The sequence below is a fragment of the Pontibacter kalidii genome (assembly GCF_026278245.1).
GTDB classification, from domain to species: Bacteria; Bacteroidota; Bacteroidia; order Cytophagales; family Hymenobacteraceae; genus Pontibacter; species Pontibacter kalidii.
In genome coordinates, this window is sequence record NZ_CP111079.1 from 1,367,265 (window position 1) to 1,388,049 (window position 20,785).

Sequence of the window (20,785 nt, forward strand, 5' to 3'; positions counted from 1 at the left end):
TGATTCACAAAAGTTATCACCACTAAATAAGGAAACGCATGAAGCATACTTTACCCGATGGCCTACAGCTATACTATGAGTTGCACGGTAACCCGGATGCCACTCAGGCTTTGGTTTTTCTAAATGGCCTGTCCCAATCCACGGCAGCGTGGGCCGGGGTGGTGCAGGCGCTAGCCCATGATTACAGGCTGGTGCTGGTAGACCTGTTGTTTCAGGGGCAGTCGGATGCGGCGCCGGAGCACAGAAGCTTTGAGGGACATGCCGCCGATCTGGCTGACCTGCTGCAAGTGTTGCACCTGCCTGAGACGGTGCTGGTGGGCATTTCGTACGGAGGCGCTGTGGCGCAACGTTTTCTGGTGAACTACCCGGAGCTGGCGCAGGCAGGAGCCCTCCTGTCCACTTTCCCGTACAAGGATGCTTTTTTTGATGCTATCGGCTATAGCTGGGAAGCGGCCCTGAAGGCAGGAGGCTACCCGCTGATGCTGGATGTGATGCTGCCTACGGTGCTTGGCCGAAGCTATTTCCTGAATCCGATCATCAGCATTGAAGATCTGAAAAATAGTAAATCCAGCCAAAGCCCTGCCCCAGCCAACATCCTGAAACTGACACAGGCTACCAAGGAAAGCGGGAATTACCTGGAGGAGCTGAGAAAAGTAGGAGTGCCGGTGCTGGTGGTGCACGGCGAGGAAGACCCTTTGTGCACGGTGGAGATGGGGAAAGCGATGCAACAGGCACTGCCGCATGCGTCGCTGAAAACCCTGCCAAACGTTGGCCACACCCTTAACCTGGAGTGTGTCCCCAGGCTGGTTCAGCTGCTGGATGAATTTGCTGCGAAAGCAAGGCAGGAAGTATAGCTGCAGTCTGTGCTGGTGGCCTGGTTTAAGCCATTAAAGGATTGCCGTTTGCCTTAAAGCTGCAATCCGCAACTGCCAGCCTTGCTGTGTAAAAACGAAGTATAAAACAGTAAAGGCTCCAATACCCTGGAGCCTTTACTGTTTTATACTTCGTACGACCGTCAGTTCTACTGCATAAACCTGAACTCGATACCTGCCTGAATATAGAAAAGCTCATCCTCATCCAGCTTCGAGATTACCACACGATATTCATCAGAGGTGCCCTTGTCGAAGAGAATAACCCGTTCGGCGTTCTCATACTCCCAGGTGCCATCTACCAGCACCGTGTCGTTGTAGCGGTCGGTATAAGTGCCGTCTCTTTCAAAGAGTGACGTATAAAGGCTAATATCTATTCCGGATTGAGCCTCAAACTCACCTGTTCGGTCTGTTCCATTGACAAAAACAGCACTGCCAGTCCATTCGCCCTGGGTGAGCAGGGCCACGTTCGGAGACACATCATCGTCGTCGTCATCGCCGCAGCTCGCAAGAGACACCAGAGACAAAGCAGCGAAGAGAAAATAGAGGAGTTTAAGTCTTGGCATAGGAGTATCGGTTAGTGTTCTCTTTTTGTAGTATATGTACGTTTGGCGTAAAAGTTTTGTGGTTGAAGAAGTTGCTTGAAATATTGAGCAGGTACAAAGCAAAAAGGCTCCCACACTTGGGAGCCTTTGCTATTCATTCGTTAATATTATGTTAGCGTTAGCGCTTCAATCGGATCTCGCCCTCTATGCTCATGAAGCCTTCTTCGTCTATAGAGGTCTCCCCATCCAGGTTGAGCTCCGAAGAGGTAAGTTTTTTAACCTTGAGAATATTTTCATCATCCGTACCTTTATCTAGTATGATTGTTTGTTCGCCACTCCCAAACTCCCATTTTCCTGATCGTACAACAGAACCATCATATTTAAAAGTATAAGAACCATCTTTCCCAAAGTTGAACCTGGACTTTGCTATCTCATATTCGAACTCTTCTTCCAGTGTCTTAGTAATGTTCATTCCACCTACATAAAACTGATCTCCGGTCCACTCACCTCCAGTCAGCAGTTCGGTTTTAGATAGGTCGCTGTCATCGTCTTTGTCGCAGCCAGTAAGTGTCAGCATCAACAGGGAGGCAAAGAAAAATGTAAATAACTTAAGTTTGTTCATAAATAAAAATTGTTTAAATGTTTATAAAGCTCAAATATAGTAGATAACATATGCTTTAGAGTAAATTTGGACAAATTTTTTTGTCGAAATAGTTAAATAGGTGTTGCAAAGCAGGTAAGTATAGATTCTGTTGCACTTTATAGAAGGCATCTTGACTCGGTAAAAAAATATGTTTTTACCAGAATAACCGCTAAAGTATAAAAAGCAACAAAGGCAGCCTTTATAGGCTGCCTTTGCATTTTGCTATAACTTAGTCGATGATGTTGAAGATACGGTCCCAGCGGATTTTACTGAACATGCTGCCTTCCGGATTGGTAGACATCCAGATCATCACAGCCTTGCCCACGATATGGTCTGCCGGCACATAGCCCCAGTAACGCGAGTCGAGGGAGTTGTGACGGTTGTCGCCCATCATGAAGTAGTAATCCTGCTTAAAGGTATACTGCGTCACTTCCTGCCCGTCAATGTAAAGCTTCCCGTCGCGCACCTGGGCATTGTCGTTGTGCTCATATTCCAGGATCACGCGCTCGTAAAACGGCAGCGACTCCGGCGTAATGGCCACGGTGGCGCCTTCCTCAGGGATGTAGAGTGGGCCAAAGAAGTCCTTGTTCCACTTATACTTGCTTGGCACGTGCGGGAAAACGCCTGCTTCCGCCTCGCCGGAAGTCCCTTTATATATGATCACCTCTTTAATGAAGTCCAGCTTAGATATCTCCTCAGCCATTTCAGGGGTTACATCAATCACATAGCCGTTATCGAACATCTGTACTTCGCCAAGCCGGATGTCGCGGTCCTGGAAGAATTTGTCCGATAGCTGCATCGTGGGGATAACCACATACTTATACTGCATCCCTTCCGGGTTCTCGATCGCCTCGCCGTTTATCAGCACCTGCATATCCCGGACCTCCAGCGAGTCTCCGGGCAAGCCGATGGCACGCTTGATGTAATTGGTGCGTAGGTCGGCCGGGTGCTCCTCCTCCGGCGGATAGTTGAATACGACCACATCATTGCGCTTTACTTCCGAAAAGCCCGGCAGGCGGTACGATTTCAGTTGAATGGCGTCGGAGTAGGAGGGGATGTTGGTGCCCCAGATGGTCTGGTGCGTGAGCGGTACCTGCAGCGGCGTCATGGGGGTGCGGGGGCCGTAATGCAGCTTGCTCACAAACAGGAAATCCCCCACCAGCAGGGTTTTCTCCATAGAGGGCGTTGGGATGGTGTAGGCCTCGAAGGTGGCCCAGCGGATAAGGCTGGCAGCAACGACGGCAAAAAGTATGGCGTCGCCCCACTCGCGGGCAAAGCTTTTCTTTTTCTTGGGTTCCTTTGTTTCGGGTTTCTTATCCCAAAATTTTACGTTCATCAGCTAAGCTATAATTACAGGTTCAGCATGTCCTTCATGCCGTAAACGCCTTGGCGGCCCTGCAGCCAGGCGGCTGCCATTACGGCGCCCTCGGCAAAACCGGCACGGGTATGGGCGATATGTCCTAACTCGATCTTATCTACCCCGGAGCTGTAGGTAACAATATGCGTGCCCACCACATCGGGCTCACGCTCGGAGGCAATGTTTAATTTAGTTTTTTCTTCCGGATTATCACTCACCCATCCGCTTAAATCTTTGTAGCTGGCCAGTATGCCCTCGGCTGTCGTAATGCCGGTGCCGCTCGGCTTGTCTACCTTCTGCAGGTGGTGCACTTCGCGTATGGCCACCTCGTACTCCTTGTAGTCCTTCATTTTGCCGGCAATGTATTCGTTAAAATGGAAGAACAGGTTTACGCCCACACTAAAGTTGGAAGCGTAAAAGAAAGCGCCGTTGTTTTCTGCACAAAGGGTCTTAGCGTCTTCATACTTGTCGAGCCAGCCAGTGGAGCCGGAAACAACCGGGATGCCGTGGGAAAGGCAGTAGCTGATGTTGGTGAAGGCGGATTCGGGATGCGTGAACTCTATGGCTACGTCGGTGTTGGCAGAAGTATAATGCTGTAGCTCCTGTGTGTTGCTGTGGGAAATCTTACCGATGATCTGGTGGCCTTTGGCCAGGGCTGTCTGCTCAATGGTTTTGCCCATCTTGCCGTAGCCTATCAAAAGGATTCTCATTTTTTGGTACGGGTGTATAATGTAAGGGTAAGGCCGGGAGTATAGTTGCCAGGCTGCGCTCGGAGCGGCAGCAGGTTCGGCTGTACGCGCAGCGCCAACTCGTCGCTTACGTCAAACTCCCGCAGGTGCGCGTGCACATAAGCCTCCGCTATCTGCAAACTATAGGCAGCCACCGAAAGTATAATAGTCAGGTCGCGGTTGCGGCGCCAGAAATCACGGCGGTAGCGCAGGTTGTTTATTGCGTCGGTGCCCTTCGCTTCACCTAAAAAAGGATGATCCGCAAACTGGTCCACGGTGGTGGTGTCCCCATCGTTACGGCGCAGCAAGGCTACCCGGTAGTCCTGATATTGGTTGTTGTTGTCGATGAAGAAATAGACCAGCACAGCGCCGGTGGCATATACGATGGGGACTTTCCAGTAAGCCTTGTTGTAAAATTGGCCAGCGCCCGGTATAACGGCGGAGAACAGAGCGGCCTTGGCGGGTTTGTCCCACTTGCTCAGGAAAAAGCCCCGCTGCTCCTCAACGGCGGTATCGGCCGGCGCTATGGGTACGCGTACAGAGTCGGGGCCGGCGGTTATCACCTGCCCCTGGGTTTGTGCCGGGGCAAAGTATAACACCATGCCCAGCAGCCATACTGCAGCGCCAACGTTCAGCCTCATTCGCCTTAGTAGTTTAGTATCTCTAGTATACGGTTCAGCTCATCCACCGACACAAAAGGGATCTTGATCTCGCCTTTGCCTTCGTTGTTGGCCTTTACCTGTATTTTCGTGCCGAACTGGGAGGCCAGCTTGCTCTCCACGGTCTTCAGCTCTTCCTCATACTTGTTGAACTGCAGTTTTTGTTGCGGGTCCGGCTTTTTCTTGGCGTTTTGCAGGTTACGCACCAGTTCCTCTACCTTCCGCACCGACAGCTCTTTGGCCACCACCTCTTTAAACACATCCAGCTGCTGCTCAATGGTGTCGATGTTGATCAGGGCGCGGGCGTGGCCCATGCTTATGATGTTATCGCGCAGGGCGATCTGGATATCCGGCGGAAGCTTGAGCAGGCGCAGGTAATTAGTAACGGTAGTTCGTTTCTTGCCCACACGGTCTCCCAGTTCTTCCTGCTTCAGGCTACACTCGGTGAGCAGGCGCTGGTAGGAGAGGGCTATCTCGATGGCATTCAGGTTCTCGCGCTGAATGTTCTCGATCAGGGCCATCTCCAGCATCTGCTGGTCGTCAGCCTTGCGTATGTAGGCCGGAATGACCGTGAGACCGGCGATTTTGGAGGCTTGGTAACGGCGCTCGCCCGAAATAAGCTGGTAGCTGTTCGGGCCCAACTGTCTTACCGTGATGGGCTGGATGATGCCCTGTACTTTGATAGACTCGGCCAACTCTTCCAGCGCCGCCTGGTCGAAGTGCGTCCGCGGCTGGTAAGGGTTGGTCTGTATGTATTCAATGGCTATGTCTGCGATGGTGTTAACGTCGTTAAAAGTGGATGACTCAGTTTTACCGGTATACTTGTTGCCCTCCAGAAGAGAGCCAAGGCCTCGGCCGAGGCCGCCTTTACGTTTCGCTGCAGAATTTTTGTTATCAGACATGTACTCTTCTAAATGTTATTTCGCCAGCGCAACGCTGTTTTTCTCCGCAATCTCGCGGGCCAGGTTCAGGTAGCTCAGGGCCCCCTTACTGTCGGCGTCGTGCAGCAGGGCAGGCAGTCCAAAGCTCGGCGACTCGCTCAGTTTCACGTTTCGGGGGATGATGGTATCGAACACCATTTGCTGGAAGTGCGTTTTCACCTCTTCCACCACCTGGTTGCTCAAGCGCAGGCGCACGTCATACATGGTGAGCAGAATGCCCTCTATGGCCAGCTCTGTATTCAGGCGCGACTGGATGATCTTGATCGTATTCAGGAGCTTGCCCAGCCCCTCCAGCGCAAAGTATTCGCACTGCACCGGAATCACCACCGAGTCGGCGGCGGTCAGGGAATTTACCGTGATCAGGCCCAGCGAAGGGGAGCAGTCGATGATGATGTAGTCATACTTTTGCTTCATCTCACTTAGCGCCACGCGCATTTTCTCCTCACGGTTGGGTATGTTGATCATCTCCACCTCGGCGCCCACCAAATCGATGTGCGAGGGGATCAGGTCCAGGAACTCAATGTTGGGCGATTGCAGCACAATCTCCTCTGCCTTCACGTCCTCCACCATGCACTCGTAAATGCTGCTGGTAATGGTGGCCGGGTCAAAGCCCAGGCCGGAGGTGGCGTTTGCCTGTGGATCGGCATCCACCAGAAGCGTTTTATACTCCAGGGCTGCCAGGCTTGCTGCAAGGTTTATGGCCGTAGTAGTTTTGCCTACGCCTCCTTTCTGGTTGGCAACCGCAATAATTTTTCCCATGCTATACTTATAGTTCAATCGTTTGACCTATCTCCATTAATATGAGTTCCTTATCAGCCATCTTGGCCACTTCCATCACCTCCTCCTTATCAATTTTAATGTAAGGGAACGTGTCATAGTGCATCCCGATCACCTTGTCTACCTGTACAAAGTCGGCGGCTATCATGGCATCGTGGATGTCCATGGTAAAGTTGTCGCCGATGGGCATCAGGGCAAAATCCACGTCAAACTGCTCGGGTATGAGCTTCATATCGTAGGTGAGGGCGGTGTCGCCGGCGTAGTAGAACGTCTGGCTCTCCGTTTCCACCACAAACCCTGCAGCGCTACCGGCGTAGGTGCCGTCTGGCAGAGAGCTGGAGTGAATGGCGTTCACCATCTTCACCGTGCCGAAAGGCAGCGTTACCTTGCCGCCGGTATTCATCGGGTGCAGGTTCTCAAGTCCCTTGGCACCGTACCACTGCACGATCTCAAATGTAGCGATGATGGTGCTGTTGTTGTTTCTAGCGATCTGCTCTGCGTCGTGCACGTGGTCCTGGTGACCGTGCGAGAGCAGGATATAGTCCGCCTTTATGTCGTCTACGTTGATGCTGGACGCTAGCTCGTTAGGGGAGATGAAAGGGTCGAACAAAACCCGATTCCCTCCGATTTCGAATAAAAAGCAAGACTGGCCGTAGTACGTTATTTTCATAATTTTATCAGATTTAGCTTACCTATACCTACGCAAGTTAACTTATCTTTCACAAAGATACATTTTTTCAGCCACATACCCGCTCGCAGTTTTGAACACAGCCCCGTTATTTATCCACATTTCAGCACCCTATTCTTGTATTTGCCTGGCATGGATTTCGGAGTTAATGGCTGGATGTAAAACCCCTTATTTCCTCATGCCATTTTTTGGGTTGATATTGCCGTTTATGCTTTGATAACTACATGGCCTATAGTTTTTTGTTGTTATGTAATTAAAGTATAAACTATACTTGTTGCTCGCCCTCGTGGCGCCTGCCGTTGTTACACTTTCTTGGCAGGTCCATTCTTCCCGGGTAGTAACTTGCCGGACAAGATGCTTCCTGTGTCAGGAGACTGTCTCATCCTTAGGCGGCGGGTGCTGCGTTTTGCCTTATGGGGAGAGTGCCGTAACGTTTCCCTGTGCCGGCCGTTGCCATTTAATGCTGCAAGTGCGAACCCTGCTTCATATATTCTCTGGCAGGGTTAGTTTATACCTTGGGCCTTAGCAAGAGGGTACATACCAGAACGCTACATTTACCCTTAGCTTATACTTCGTCTAGGGAGAGGAGCAAAAGCATAGTTGAAGTATGCATTAAAAAAGAAAGCGCTAACCATCTTTATGGTCAGCGCTTTCCGTGTTTCACCTTATGGGGTTAGGAACGGTTCTTTTTATCATTATCGCGATCTAACTTCGGGTTACGGCGTTCGGCCTCCCTGTCCAGGTTAGGGTCTCTCTGCTCGTTCCTTGGATTGAGCTTGTCTACCTCTACGTCCTGCTTGCGAACTGTGTCCTTTATCTTCTCTGTATGCTCCGTTGTCTCCTTGTTCAGGCGAACTTCTTCCACTACGCGGGCCTCTTTGTTCACCATCGGGATCTCGGCATGCTCTGTCATGGTTTTTTCACCTTCCTTAAACGTATCCAGGTCGCGCTCGCTGGCGGGGCGGTTCACTGGTCTTCGCTCCACATTCACGTGCTCCTCGCGCAGGCGCAGGTTTTCCTCTACCGGGCGCTCAATGATGCGGCTTCTTAGCCTTACACCGCCAGTTTCTACCTCGCGCTTGCCAACGTTCAGGTTCTCTTCCACGACAGGAATCGAGGCGCTGGAGCCAGTCCAGTTTCCCTTAGTAGACGAGGCCATGCCGCCGCCCTGCTGGGTTGCCCTTTCGTTCACGTCAATGGCACCAGCCTTGTCCAGTATCTGGCTAACTTTGCGCGACTCCTCTTCTGACGAAGTATGAACGGTTACGATAGAGCCGTTCTGGGCCACCTGCGAGTATTTGGCAGACTCATCGCGATTACCTAATAGGGAGTTAAAAAAGTTACCTACACGGCTGTCGTTATCTCTGTTTTGTGGTTGCTGTGGTGTGTTGGAGGCAGCGGACTTATCCCTGGCTCCGTGTACGGCAATATCAATCTTGTTGCTTGGGATACCAGCTTTTTCCAACTGCTGCGCAGCCATCTGCGCGTCTACTCCATAATCGAAAATACCAATTACTGTTTGTCGTTTCATAGTCTGTTTATATTAAATTTATGTGTAAAAAATTTGCAGGCCCGATACTCAGGCTTGCCTAGGGTTGTGAGGCTGGGCTTTCACCCGTTCAATGGTTACCTCCTCCTTTCGGAGCGGCATTTTTTCCGTCTGGTGCGTTTCTACCTGCTTTTTGGTTACATGCAGTTCTTCCACCAGTACCAATCGCTTCTGCAACACAACTTCTTCTTTCAGAACCGAGATGATCATCTTATCTCCTTCATAGCGGACGGGCGGAGGGGCTTCGTCTACGAATTTGTTCATGGCCACACGCTCAACCTCCACTTCCTCGTGCATCGAGGGGATATCAACATCCTTCAACTCTTCATGCACCTTTTTTGAAATGTGCACTTTTGCGGTCTCAACCTCTCTTTTTCCTATCTGCACTTGTTCCTCCACCACGGGTATGGTTTCTTCCTCATACCTGCGCGAAACTTCCGGAGCTAAGCCTGCCTCGCTTTCATGGTGAGCGGCCTGGTAATGATCCTCAAATTCCGTTTTTAGTATTTTATCACTTTTGTTCGTTTTTTTCATAGTTCACAACCGTATTAGAATATAGTTTTTCTAAGGCATTATGTGAAATACGCCCTCTATTTTCTACGGAGCTACGGAGCTATAGTTGGCAATTGCTGAAAGACCGGGCAATACTTGGACGGGTAGATTGTTTATAATTTATGGCGAATGGGGGATATAAGTTGGTGTATCCTATCGTAGCTACCGCAAGGCTGCGCAAAACCAAATAACCACAAAGTATAGGAGCCGGAAGAAAAATCCGCTTGCGCCTGCTACCGGCTTACTTCTCCTGCAGCAGGCGCATCACCAGTTCGTGCAGTTCGCTGATAGTCTGCTGCAGCTGTTCAGGGCCTCCCTGCTGGTGCTTTACCCGCTTTACCTCCTTGTCATGTTCATAGAAGGTGAGGTAGGTGGAGGGTACATCGGTGTAGGGGGAAAGGTAACTGCTCTCCAGCGAAGTATAGTCTAACTCCCTAAGGGAGGCCTGTACCTTTTGCAGCTGCTCCTGCGTGAGTTCTAGCTGTACTGTGTCCAGCACGGGCACATAGCGGAAGCCCTCAAACAGTATACTTCCATCGGAGTAGAAGGTGGCATTGTAGGCAGGGCAGGTGCCGTAGCAGGGCGTTTTCTGAAACAGCAGCAGTTTATGCGGCGGTTCCTGTGCCTGGGTGCTCTGTACGGTACTGCTGGCGCAGCCGACCAAAAGTATGCCTCCGAGCCACAGTAGGAGGAGCAGCCAGTATGTTCCACAGGATTGACGCATGCTACGGATAGGGGTTATTGCTGCTGCAGTTTACGGAATTTATCGTTCTCAAAGACATAAGCCTCCGGGGTGCACTGGTTACATCCTTCGTAATTCACGGCTGAGTCAGGCGGGTTTACTATCAGCAGGCGGCTGTCGGCGCTGTAGCTGGCCCCCATGCTGCTTTGCACCTTGTCGAGCACCTTGCCCGTTTCCCGGTCCACCACGTAATGCTGCTGGCAGCCGGTGCCGCAGCCAATACTTACCACCGTATACTTGCCGGCAAAGTTCACGCCCTCTTCCATACCTTTCCGAATGGCGGTGCGAAAACTGCGGGCATCGGTGTGGCTGGTCTCGTCCAGAGGGGCCAGGCGGCCACGGTACATGTTGCCAACGCTGTAGTTGCCACTGCTCCTGTACTCTTCCGTGGTGATGCGGTAGCGGTTGTAGAGTTGTTCGCTTGTGCTGTCGCTATAGGGAACGGTTAGCGAGTCTTTGGCTAAGTCCCTGGCAAGTTCGGGATGAGTGGCCGCTAGTCCTTCGTCCTGCTCAGTATTGCCCTGACACCCCCAGCATGCCAGCGGCAGCAGGACCAGAAACGTTTTGCAAAGATGTATAATGTGCTTCTTCATATATAGGATACATACGCGCTTTAACAGCTAAGAGGCTAGATGCTTTTGGGACTGGCTATGCAAAAAGCCTGTAAGGCTGCCCAAACTTGGGTGCCGCCATAAAAAAAGCCTTTCCGAATCCGGAAAGGCTTTTGTGACATTTAAAGTATGAAGGCTTATTTCTTCGCCTTGTTGCGCTTCTGCTGCTCACGCTCCTGTGCCTGGCGCATGGCCTCCTGCATCCGCTCGGTAAAGGAAGGGCCGCCTTTTGATTTCTTTTCTTTACGCTTGTCCTTGTTCTCCTCCAGCTTGGTTCTGATCTTGGTCTCGTCTACAAAGTAGCGGATACCGGCCTGCTGACCGAAGGTGACGATGTTAGAAACGAAGTAATAGAACGACAGACCGGCAGGGAAGGAGTTCAGCACGAACATGAAGATCACCGGCATCAGGTAGCTGTAGAACTTCATCGGCCCCTGCATCTGGGAGTTGATCTGGTTGTTAGACCACGTATACAGGATGGTGGAAGCTGTCATCAACAGCGTAAACATACTTACGTGATCGCCATAAAACGGTATGGTGAACGGCAGCCGCATGAACACGTCGTAAGTGGAAAGGTCGTCCGCCCACAGGAAAGCCTCCTGGCGCAGTTCGATCGAGTTCGGGAAGAAGTTGAACATCGCGAACAGGATCGGAATCTGCAGTAGCATCGGGATACAGCCGCTCAGTGGGTTCACGCCCATCTCCTGGTACAGCTTCATCGTCTCCATCTGCGTCTTCTGCATGTCATTGTCGTTGCGCTCCTTAATCGCGTCGATCTCTGGCTTAAGCACCTTCATCTTCGCCATCGACAAGTACGACTTGTAGGTGAGCGGGAAGAGGATGGTCTTGATGTAGAGCACCAGCAGAATAATGATGATGCCATAGTTGCCGATATAGTTCTCCAGGAAGTCGAACGCAGGGATGATGATCCACTTGTTCACGTAGGAGAATATACCCCAGCCCAGATCCAGGTTCTTATCAAAATCGTTGCCGATGTTCTTCAGGATCTTATAGTCGTTCGGGCCGAAGTAGTACACAAACTCGCCGCCGTTGCCGCTCACCACCTCCTGCGCCGGTATAAGGACCTCAGAAGAGAGTGTCTTCACCACAGTTGTGTCGGAAGGATCTACGGTAGAGGTTAGCCTGGCGCCGGAGAACTGGCTGCCGGCGATAATACCGGCCGTGAAGAAGTTCTGCTTGTTGGCCACCCACTTCACAGGTTCTTCCAACGTCATGGTCTCCTTCTCCTCCGAGATGGAGAGGTAGTCATAGCCATCTTCTACCGTGGCAAAGTTGATGGTAGACTTGGCGCGGTTCTGCTTCAGGTCGCGCTCCAACTGCTTCAGGCGGTCGTCCCAGGTAAAGACAAGGTTGTTTCCCGACACCTGCTGGTCCAGTCCTTCAAAATCGAGTTTATAGCCCAGCAGGAAGTTGTCGTTGTAAAGCGTGTATACCTGGTCGATGTGCTGGCCATTGCCCAGGCTGGCGCGGAACGTAATGGTCTTGCCCGACTTATCCTCCGCTGCTACATCTCTCACCTCAGAGGCTGTAAAGTACAGATCGGACAGCTTTACCACCTTCCCGTCGTTGGTGTTGAAGGTAACGTCGGTGTTGCTGCTCTCGCTGTCAAAAAGTATGAGGGGCTCGTCCTGGTACGTCTTATAGTTTTTCAGCAGCACTTCCTCCACCTGGCCGCCCTTTGTGTTAAAGGTAACACGGATGTTGGCGTTCTCCAGGGTGGTGGTACTGGCCTGGCCGGTTGCGGCAGCGCCAAAAGCACCCAGAGCGGCAGCTCTGTTGGCCTGGGCCAGCGAGTCATCGGCTGCAGGTGCAACAGGGGTTTGCAGCTGCTCTACTTTGGCTGTTTCCTGAACTGCCTGCCTGGCCGGCTCCTCCGGACTCGAGAAAAAGAACGAGTAAGCCAGCAGCAGCACGGCAATCAGTCCAAAGCCAATCGCTTGATTTCTATCCATCTACTTTGTTGTGTTGTGTGTATTGCGCTTATTTAGATTTTGCTTGATTGATGGCTGCCTTCACAAACTTCACGAAAAGTGGGTGAGGGTTCAGCACCGTGCTCTTGAGTTCGGGGTGGTACTGCGCCGCTACAAACCATGGGTGGTCCTGCAGCTCTATCACCTCGACCAGGCCCGTATCAGGGTTGATGCCGGTGGCATGCATGCCAGCCTTCTCAAACGCCTGTAAGTAGTTGTTATTGAACTCGTAACGGTGGCGGTGGCGCTCCGAAATCCTGGACTTTCCATAAATAGAATAAGCCTTCGTCCCCTTTTTTAGTTCACAAGTATAAGAACCCAGGCGCATAGTGCCGCCCATTTGTGTAATTTGTTTCTGATCCTCCATCATGTCGATCACCGGGTGAGGCGTCTCAGGGTCCATTTCGGTAGAGGCAGCTCCACTCAGCCCCAGTACGTTACGCGCAAACTCCACGGCAGCGCACTGCATGCCCAGGCAGATGCCCATGAACGGAATTTTATTCTCCCGCACAAACCGGATCGCTTCGAGCTTGCCCTTGAAGCCGCGCTCACCAAAGCCTGGTGCCACCAGTACGCCGTCCATGCTTTGCAGTAGTCCGGCCACATTCTCATCCGTGATGTTCTCTGACTGGAACCACTTGATGTTGACTTTGCACTCGTTGGCAGAGCCAGCGTGCACAAAAGACTCTATAATAGACTTATACGCATCCGGAAGCTCCACATACTTACCCACCAGAGCAATATTTACCTCTGAGGTTGGGTTCTTCAGGCGGCCCAGAAACTCCTTCCAGGTATCCAGGTTAGGGTCCGCCTTGTGCGGCAGCTTCAGCTTCGCGATCACGCGCTCGTCCAGCTTCTCCTTGCGCATCAGAAGGGGCACGTCATAGATTGTTTCCGCGTCGATAGACTCAATAACGGAGTTCTGCTTTACGTTACAGAAAAGGGCGATCTTCTTGCGCACATCCTGTGGGATAGGGTGCTCAGAACGGCACACCAGAATATCCGGCTGTACGCCTGCCTCAGACAGATCGCGCACGGAGTGCTGGGTCGGTTTTGTTTTCAGTTCGCCGGCAGCTTTCAGGTAAGGCACCAGCGTGAGGTGAATCACGCACGATTCGTGCACACCTAACTCCCAACGCAACTGGCGTACCGCCTCTACAAATGGTAACGACTCAATATCACCCACACAGCCACCGATTTCGGTAATCACAATATCGAACTCGCCGGTCTGGCCCAGCAGCAGCATCCGGCGCTTGATCTCGTCTGTGATATGCGGTACCACCTGCACGGTTTTGCCTAGATAAGCTCCTTCGCGCTCCTGCGTGATGACATGGTGGTAGATGCGGCCCGTGGTAACATTATTTGCCTGCGAGGTGTGCACGTTCAGGAAACGCTCGTAGTGGCCCAGGTCCAGGTCGGTCTCAGCTCCATCCTCGGTTACGAAGCACTCGCCGTGCTCATAAGGGTTAAGCGTGCCTGGGTCGATGTTAATGTAAGGGTCGAATTTCTGAATAGTGACAGAATGGCCTCTGGCCTGCAGTAGTTTAGCAAGAGATGCGGAGATGATTCCTTTTCCTAATGATGATGTTACGCCACCTGTAACAAAAATATATTTCGTAGCCATAAGTTGGGGTTAAGTCTTATGGGCTGCAAAGTTATGTAAATTAATCCATACGCGAAACAGAAGCCTGAACAGACTTTGCATTTAACTGCTTGATTCCGGCATCATAATACGGCAATCGGGAGGAGCGTTTTCGTGATACGCAGGTATGAACGGACGGTAATGGAGGAAAGAATTTAAAAGATTTGCTATAACATAGGTTAGTATGAATCAGGTACTTCTGCTCTTTTGCGAGCGGTTCAAGGTGGAAAGGAATGAGGTGGAGTTTGAGCATCTTCTACAAGCGCAGTGCCCAAAGTATAGTTTGAGAATACAATTATCAGTTCCTATATAGCCAACTGCTATACTTGCGCCGTGCCACCGGGCTTTATCAACCATGATTCCCGCTGCCCGTAGGAATGAACCTCAACCAGCAGGCCTTAACACCTATGAACAAAGACAGCAGTGCTTACTTGCCCATAGAAGACCATGGCGTGATCGGGGACCTGAACACCGTGGCGCTGGTGGGCCTTAACGGCACCATCGACTTTATGTGCTTCCCCGATTTCGACTCCCCCTCCATTTTTGCCTCTTTGCTTGATGCGGAGAAGGGAGGGAGCTTCTCCATCCATCCCACCCATGACGGCATGAAGCACCGCCAGCTCTACCTGCCTGACACCAATGTGCTGCTGACACGGTTTCTATCCGATGCAGGTATAGGCGAGGTAACGGACTTTATGCCTGTGGAAGCGCTGAAGGAAGGACATGAGCTGATCCGGAGAGTGGCTTGCGTGTACGGAAGCATGGAGTTCCGGATGCAGTGCAGCCCGCGGTTCAATTATGGGCTGTCGCCCCATAAGGCGATTCTGGTTAACGCAAACGAGGTGCAGTTTACCAGCGAGGGGCCGGACGGGATCGGTTTAAGGCTTAAAAGCACCGTGCCGCTGCAGTTGGCGGAGGGGGATACGGATGCGGTGGCTACTTTTCGCCTGAAGACAGGGGAGAAGGCTGATTTTATACTGGAGTACGTAACCTGCGACACGCCGTCGGCTGTTGACCTGGAGGAGTTTGTGACCCACCATCTCTACGAAACCATTAACTACTGGAAAGACTGGGTGGCCAATAGCAGTTACAAGGGCCGCTGGATGGAGATCATGAACCGCTCGGCGCTGGTGCTGAAGCTGATGATCTCCCACAAGTATGGCTCTATGGTTGCCGCGCCCACCTTTGGGCTGCCCGAGGAGGTAGGTGGAGTGCGCAACTGGGACTACCGCTATACCTGGATTCGGGATGCCTCCTTCACCGTATACGCCCTGCTCCGGCTGGGCCATAAGCAGGAGGCCAAGAACTTTGTGGACTGGGTGGACCGGCAGTGCGACGACATCAAAGATGCCGGATATCTGCGGCTGATGTATACGCTGGAAGGGAAGTTGGAGCTGGAGGAAACCGTGTTGAACCACCTGGAGGGATACAAGGGCTCCAGCCCCGTACGTATTGGCAACGGCGCCTACGACCAGATCCAACTCGACATTTACGGAGAGCTGCTGGACTCCGTTTACCTCTACGACAAGTATGGCGCGCCCATTTCCTTTGATTTCTGGAACGACCTGCGGCGGCAGGTAGATTGGGTCTGCGATAACTGGCATCGGCAGGATGAGGGGATATGGGAAGTGCGCGGGGGCAAGAGGCATTTCCTGTACTCCCGGATGATGTGCTGGGTGGCCATCGACAGGGCCGTCAAAATAGCGCAAAACCACTCTTTTCCACTCCCAAACAGGTGGGTGGAGGAGCGGGACAGTATCTTTTTTTCCATACACCACGAGTTCTGGAACGAGGAGTTGCAATGCTTTGTGCAGTACAAAGGGGCCGACACCGTGGATGCGGCCACCCTCCTGATGCCCCTGGTCCGGTTCATAAGCCCTAAGGACCCGCGCTGGCTCTCTACCCTGAAGCGCATAGAGGAGCGGCTGGTATCCGATTCCCTGGTTTTCCGCTACCGCACGAATGAGGCTTTTGACGGATTGGCAGGGGGGGAGGGCACTTTCTCCATGTGCACTTTCTGGTACGTGGAGTGCCTGGCTAAGTCGGGGCAGGTAGACAAGGCAAGGCTATACTTCGAGAAGATGCTCGGCTATGCCAATCACCTGGGCCTTTATGCCGAAATGCTTGGCCTCAAGGGTGATCACCTCGGAAACTTCCCGCAGGCGTTTACCCACCTGGGCCTTATTTCTGCCGCCCTAAGTATAAACGACATCCTGGAAGGGAAGGAGAACAAGCGGAAGATCTAGGTAGTTGTTCGTTGATCGTTATTCGACGTCTGGTAGCGAGAAAGTATAAGTATGGGACGTTATGAAGGTATGATGTATACGTTGGCTTCAGCTTGATTCATTCTTTCTTTCCGCCATTCTGACACACTGCACGGCTTTGGCTTTTTGTTTGCTTTTGCCGTAGCTTTACCTAGTGCAGCGGCTAGCTATTAACCGGCTGTTGCCCATTTCAACCTAAACAAGTATAACAGCATGACTAAAATAAGATCAACCACCGTGTGTGGCATTTACCATAACGGCGAGGTAGCGCTGGGCGCAGACGGGCAGGCTACTATGGACAAGCACATTGCCAAGAGCAACGTGAAGAAGATTCGTAAGCTGCTGGATGGCAAGATTGTAACGGGCTTTGCCGGCTCCACGGCCGATGCTTTTACCTTGCTGGAACGCTTTGAGGAGAAGCTAAATGCCTACCAGAGTAACATGAAGCGTGCGGCCATTGAACTGGCGAAAGACTGGCGCAAAGACCAGTACCTGCGCAAGCTGGAGGCTATGATGGTGGTGGCTAACAAAGACGAACTGCTGATCATCTCGGGCACGGGCGATGTGCTGGAGCCGGATAACCAGATTGCTGCCATCGGCTCAGGCAGCATGTATGCCCATGCTGCCGCTTTGGCACTAAAAAAGCATGCGCCGCACCTGTCGGCAGAGGAAATGGTACGGGAGGCGCTCAACATTGCAGCTGATATCTGTATCTATACCAACCATAACCTGATCATCGAGAAGCCGGCCATGTAGTTCGTTGCTAGATCGGGGAGAAGTATGGAGCAGGTCACTGTGCTCGGTTTAGTACTCGTACTTAACCTTATAGCTGCTAACAACGAATAACGGTAAACGAGATTAGAATAATTGTTAACTTGCCATCGCCTGGGCAACTACTGGTTATGCCCGGCATTAAGTGATAAACTATGAACGTATCAGAATTCCTAAAGAAACACTACAAGCATTTTAATGCCGCATCGCTGATTGATGCCGCTGAGGGATACAAGACGCACCTGAACAACGGTGGGAAAATGCTGGTGACGCTGGCAGGCGCCATGTCTACGGCGGAACTAGGCATTATCCTGGCCGAGATGATCCGCCAGGACAAGATCCACGCCATCTCCTGTACGGGTGCCAACCTGGAAGAGGACATCTTCAACCTGGTGGCCCACGATTTTTATGAGCGGGTGCCACATTACCGCGAGCTTTCCGCCGCTGATGAGGAAGAGTTGTTGAGCCGCCACCTGAACCGCGTGACCGATACCTGCATCCCGGAGGAGGAGGCGATGCGCCGCCTGGAGCACACTGTACTAAAATATTGGGAGAAGGCTGACAAGGAAGGCAAATCCTACTTCCCGCACGAGTTCTTCTACCAGATACTGCTGAGCGGCGACCTGGAGCAGTATTACCAGATCGACCCGAAAAACAGCTGGATGCTGGAGGCTGCCAAGAAGAACCTGCCGATCATCTGCCCGGGCTGGGAAGATTCCACGCTGGGTAATATCTATGCCAGCCACGTAATCAGCGGCGACGTGAAGAACGTGCACACGGTTAAAACCGGCATTCAGTACATGATAGAACTGGCTGACTGGTATACAAACACTGCCAAGGAGGAGTCTACCATCGGCTTCTTCCAGGTTGGCGGCGGTATTGCCGGCGACTTCCCGATCTGTGTGGTACCGATGCTGCACCAGGACCTGCAGCGCGACGGTATTCCGCTTTGGGGCTACTTTGCGCAGATATCCGACTCCACAACGAGCTACGGCTCCTACTCCGGCGCGGTGCCAAACGAGAAAATCACCTGGGGTAAATTGGGTAAAGACACGCCAAAGTACATGATCGAGTCGGATGCTACCATTGTGGCGCCGCTTATCTTTGCGCTGGTGCTGGATATGTAATTGTTTGAAAGTATAAATGAAAGCGGCTGCAAGTATAGACCTGCAGCCGCTTTTTGTTTGGCAGCCAAGCGCCTTAAGCCGGTACCATCTCTTTTTCCTCACGGTCCCAGTGGCGATGCTTTTTCATAGCGTCCAGGAACAGGTCTGCAAACGCATCGGCATCTGCCTCGTTTCCGGCGGTTACCACGCCCTTGTGGTTCACTACTTTCCCAGAGGTTTTGTCAGCAAAGTCAACCCCCAGCACAAAGGCGCGCTCCAGCAGCTTTATGCCGTGGCCCGAGGTGGCAATGGGCTTGCAGTGCTTAAAGGCCTCACTTATAAAGTGCAGCGCATCCCCCTCTTTTAGCAGCGCCTCTATACTTTTCTCGCCGTCAGGGATGTAAATGGCGTCGAACATGATGGAGCCGGTGGTCACATGGCTCTTATCGGCATTCACCTCTTCACCTGTACTAGCTTTGCGCTTGCCCAGAAATTTTGATACAATCTTGGATTGCACCCCGGCGGCTTTCAAGGCAGCCCTTACCTGCGTCAGTTCATTGCAGTCAAAGCCGTCTTCTACAAGTATGGCTACTTTGCGTGTCTTCACCGTCTCAATTTTATTGCGCTCCATACTTATAGCCGGCGACTCCTTCACAGACTTGCCTTTCTTCATCTTTTTAGAGGCTTCGTTGTCCTCATAGTTGCCAGTAGAGGATGTGTCGATGTCTGCCGGTACTTCTATGCCGATGCCCGCCGCCACACGCCTGGCGAAATCCGCATCCACACGGGTAAAATTAGCCACCTGGCGCTTGCGCACCTCCACGGACTTTACTTTGCCCAGCTCAAAATGAGCAGCCTCTACCAGGTGCTTCTTCTCCGCCTCAGTCAGGGAGTTCCAGAACAAGGTGGCCTGGCTGTAGTGGTCGTTAAAGCTTTGGCTGCGGGCCCTTATCTTGTGGCCATCCACGCGCTCCTGGTAGTGTACGTAGCCACCGGCTTCTTCAGGTGCCAGCATCGGGTTGCCATCGCCTAAGGAGTTTGGCCAGTAATTTACCTTGCCTTTGTTGATGGTCTGGCGCATAAAGCCGTCTTGCTGGAAGTTATGCACCGGGGCCAGCGGGCGGTTAATCGGTACCTCTGTAAAGTTAGCGCTGTTGAAGCGGTTCAATTGAGTATCCACATACGAGAACAGGCGGCCCTGCAGCAGCGGGTCGTTCGTGACATCGATGCCCGGCACCAGGTTGCCCGGATGGAAGGCTGCCTGCTCGGTCTCGGCAAAAAAGTTATCGGGGTTACGGTTCAGCACCATCTTGCCCACCGGTTTCAGCGGCACCAGCTCCTCAGGTATAAGCTTGGTGGCATCCAGCAGGTCGAAATCGAACTTAAGCTCATCCTCTTCCTCCACCAGTTGCACCGAAAGCTCAAACTCAGGGTAATCGCCCATTTCTATGGCTTCCCAGAGGTCGCGGCGCAGCCAATCCGAGTCTTTACCGGCCAATTTCTGGGCCTCATCCCAAACCAGGGAGTGGGTGCCCAGCATAGGGCGCCAGTGGAACTTAACAAAACGCGATTTGCCGGCTGCGTTAATAAACCGGAACGTATGCACGCCAAAGCCCTCCATCATCCGGAAGCTGCGTGGAATGGCCCTGTCTGACAGTACCCACATGAGCATATGGGTAGTCTCGGGCATCAGGGAGGCAAAATCCCAGAAGGTGTCGTGTGCGGCGGAGGCCTGCGGCATGTCATTGTCCGGGTCCGGCTTTATGGAGTGCACCAGGTCCGGGAATTTAATGGCATCCTGGATGAAGAACGGGGGCATATTGTTGCCCACCAGGTCATAGTTGCCTTCCTGGGTGTAGAACTTAGTGGCAAAGCCCCTTACGTCTCGCACGGTATCGGCAGAGCCGCGGGAGCCCACCACTGTGGAGAAGCGCACGAACACGGGTGTCTTCACGTTCGGGTCGCTCAGGAACTTAGCCTTGGTAAACTCCGCCATCGACTGGTAGGGCTGGAAGTAGCCGTGGGCGCCGGCACCACGGGCATGCACCACGCGCTCGGGCATGCGCTCATGGTCAAAGTGCGTCATCTTCTCCCGGAAGTGGAAGTCCTCCAGCAGCGTTGGCCCTCTCGACCCGGCTTTCAGGGAGTCGTCGGTATGGTTTACGGGAACACCCTGGTCCGTTGTCAGGTAGTCTTTCCTAGGGTCGCTTCTGAACTCTTCCAGCTGGTGGTCTTTGCTTTTCTCGTCTACCTTTACCGTAGGCTTAGGAAGGTGTTTGTTTTCGTTGGAGCTGTCTTTTCCTTTCATCGTGTTCTACTTCAAATTTAACGTGAATCTGTTGTGGGGTAA

At 52.3% G+C, this 20,785-nt stretch carries 19 protein-coding genes; 4 read left to right on the forward strand and 15 right to left on the reverse strand.

Translation table 11 applies throughout. The features are described 5' to 3' along the window. Positions 1-38 precede the first annotated feature (38 nt). Entirely contained in the window at positions 39-854 is an 816-nt protein-coding gene (locus OH144_RS05800) for an alpha/beta fold hydrolase (protein WP_266205355.1), read from the forward strand. Positions 855-1,021: 167 nt separating this feature from the next. On the opposite strand, the gene OH144_RS05805 is transcribed toward OH144_RS05800, so the two are convergent. From OH144_RS05805 to OH144_RS05870, 14 genes are all read right to left on the reverse strand, one after another. After that, entirely contained in the window at positions 1,022-1,435 is a 414-nt protein-coding gene (locus OH144_RS05805) for a hypothetical protein (RefSeq protein ID WP_266205356.1), read from the reverse strand. Positions 1,436-1,592: 157 nt separating this feature from the next. Next, complete coding sequence (locus OH144_RS05810) at positions 1,593-2,036, reverse strand: hypothetical protein (RefSeq protein WP_266205357.1); 444 nt, start codon at positions 2,034-2,036, stop codon at positions 1,593-1,595. A gap of 250 nt (positions 2,037-2,286) precedes the next feature. Next, positions 2,287-3,393 carry a signal peptidase I gene (gene lepB, locus OH144_RS05815; RefSeq protein ID WP_266205358.1) on the reverse strand — a complete coding sequence of 369 codons (1,107 nt, stop codon included), beginning with the start codon at positions 3,391-3,393 and terminating at the stop codon, positions 2,287-2,289. Between the two features lie 14 nt (positions 3,394-3,407). Continuing rightward, positions 3,408-4,124, reverse strand: a complete 717-nt coding sequence (gene dapB, locus OH144_RS05820) for a 4-hydroxy-tetrahydrodipicolinate reductase (protein ID WP_266205359.1) — start codon at positions 4,122-4,124, stop codon at positions 3,408-3,410. Further along, complete coding sequence (locus tag OH144_RS05825; protein ID WP_266205360.1) at positions 4,121-4,783, reverse strand: DUF5683 domain-containing protein; 663 nt, start codon at positions 4,781-4,783, stop codon at positions 4,121-4,123. The genes dapB and OH144_RS05825 overlap by 4 nt, the downstream gene beginning before the upstream one ends. Positions 4,784-4,788: 5 nt before the next feature. Beyond that, entirely contained in the window at positions 4,789-5,703 is a 915-nt protein-coding gene (locus OH144_RS05830) for a ParB/RepB/Spo0J family partition protein (protein WP_266205361.1), read from the reverse strand. Between the two features lie 15 nt (positions 5,704-5,718). Next, positions 5,719-6,501 (reverse strand): ParA family protein, encoded by a 783-nt coding sequence (locus OH144_RS05835; RefSeq protein ID WP_266205362.1) that lies wholly within the window; start codon positions 6,499-6,501, stop codon positions 5,719-5,721. Between the two features lie 7 nt (positions 6,502-6,508). Beyond that, positions 6,509-7,189, reverse strand: a complete 681-nt coding sequence (locus OH144_RS05840) for a metal-dependent hydrolase (protein ID WP_266205363.1) — start codon at positions 7,187-7,189, stop codon at positions 6,509-6,511. A 691-nt stretch (positions 7,190-7,880) separates the two neighbouring features. Then, entirely contained in the window at positions 7,881-8,738 is an 858-nt protein-coding gene (locus tag OH144_RS05845) for a YsnF/AvaK domain-containing protein (protein WP_266205364.1), read from the reverse strand. A 48-nt stretch (positions 8,739-8,786) separates the two neighbouring features. Then, positions 8,787-9,290: a YsnF/AvaK domain-containing protein gene (locus OH144_RS05850; protein ID WP_266205365.1), complete on the reverse strand. Its 504-nt coding sequence runs from the start codon at positions 9,288-9,290 to the stop codon at positions 8,787-8,789. A 259-nt stretch (positions 9,291-9,549) separates the two neighbouring features. Continuing rightward, positions 9,550-10,032, reverse strand: coding sequence for a DUF6438 domain-containing protein (locus OH144_RS05855; protein ID WP_266205366.1), 483 nt, complete (start codon positions 10,030-10,032; stop codon positions 9,550-9,552). 14 nt (positions 10,033-10,046) lie between these two features. Continuing rightward, entirely contained in the window at positions 10,047-10,643 is a 597-nt protein-coding gene (locus OH144_RS05860) for a hypothetical protein (RefSeq protein ID WP_266205367.1), read from the reverse strand. Between the two features lie 155 nt (positions 10,644-10,798). Continuing rightward, the gene (gene yidC, locus OH144_RS05865; RefSeq protein ID WP_266205368.1) at positions 10,799-12,634 is read right to left on the reverse strand and encodes a membrane protein insertase YidC; all 1,836 of its coding nucleotides are present in this window, start codon (positions 12,632-12,634) and stop codon (positions 10,799-10,801) included. 28 nt (positions 12,635-12,662) lie between these two features. Continuing rightward, entirely contained in the window at positions 12,663-14,276 is a 1,614-nt protein-coding gene (locus OH144_RS05870; protein ID WP_266205369.1) for a CTP synthase, read from the reverse strand. A 425-nt stretch (positions 14,277-14,701) separates the two neighbouring features. On the opposite strand from OH144_RS05870, the gene OH144_RS05875 reads away from it, so the two are divergent. The 3 genes from OH144_RS05875 to OH144_RS05885 all read left to right on the forward strand — a co-directional run bounded on the left by OH144_RS05875 (position 14,702) and on the right by OH144_RS05885 (position 18,456). After that, positions 14,702-16,540, forward strand: coding sequence for a glycoside hydrolase family 15 protein (locus OH144_RS05875; protein ID WP_266205370.1), 1,839 nt, complete (start codon positions 14,702-14,704; stop codon positions 16,538-16,540). Positions 16,541-16,771: 231 nt separating this feature from the next. Then, positions 16,772-17,314 carry an ATP-dependent protease subunit HslV gene (hslV, locus tag OH144_RS05880; protein WP_266205371.1) on the forward strand — a complete coding sequence of 181 codons (543 nt, stop codon included), beginning with the start codon at positions 16,772-16,774 and terminating at the stop codon, positions 17,312-17,314. A 170-nt stretch (positions 17,315-17,484) separates the two neighbouring features. After that, complete coding sequence (locus OH144_RS05885; protein ID WP_266205372.1) at positions 17,485-18,456, forward strand: deoxyhypusine synthase family protein; 972 nt, start codon at positions 17,485-17,487, stop codon at positions 18,454-18,456. A 73-nt stretch (positions 18,457-18,529) separates the two neighbouring features. Here the strand turns inward: OH144_RS05885 and OH144_RS05890 are convergent, their stop codons facing one another. Further along, positions 18,530-20,743 carry a catalase gene (locus OH144_RS05890; RefSeq protein ID WP_266205373.1) on the reverse strand — a complete coding sequence of 738 codons (2,214 nt, stop codon included), beginning with the start codon at positions 20,741-20,743 and terminating at the stop codon, positions 18,530-18,532. Positions 20,744-20,785 lie beyond the last annotated feature (42 nt).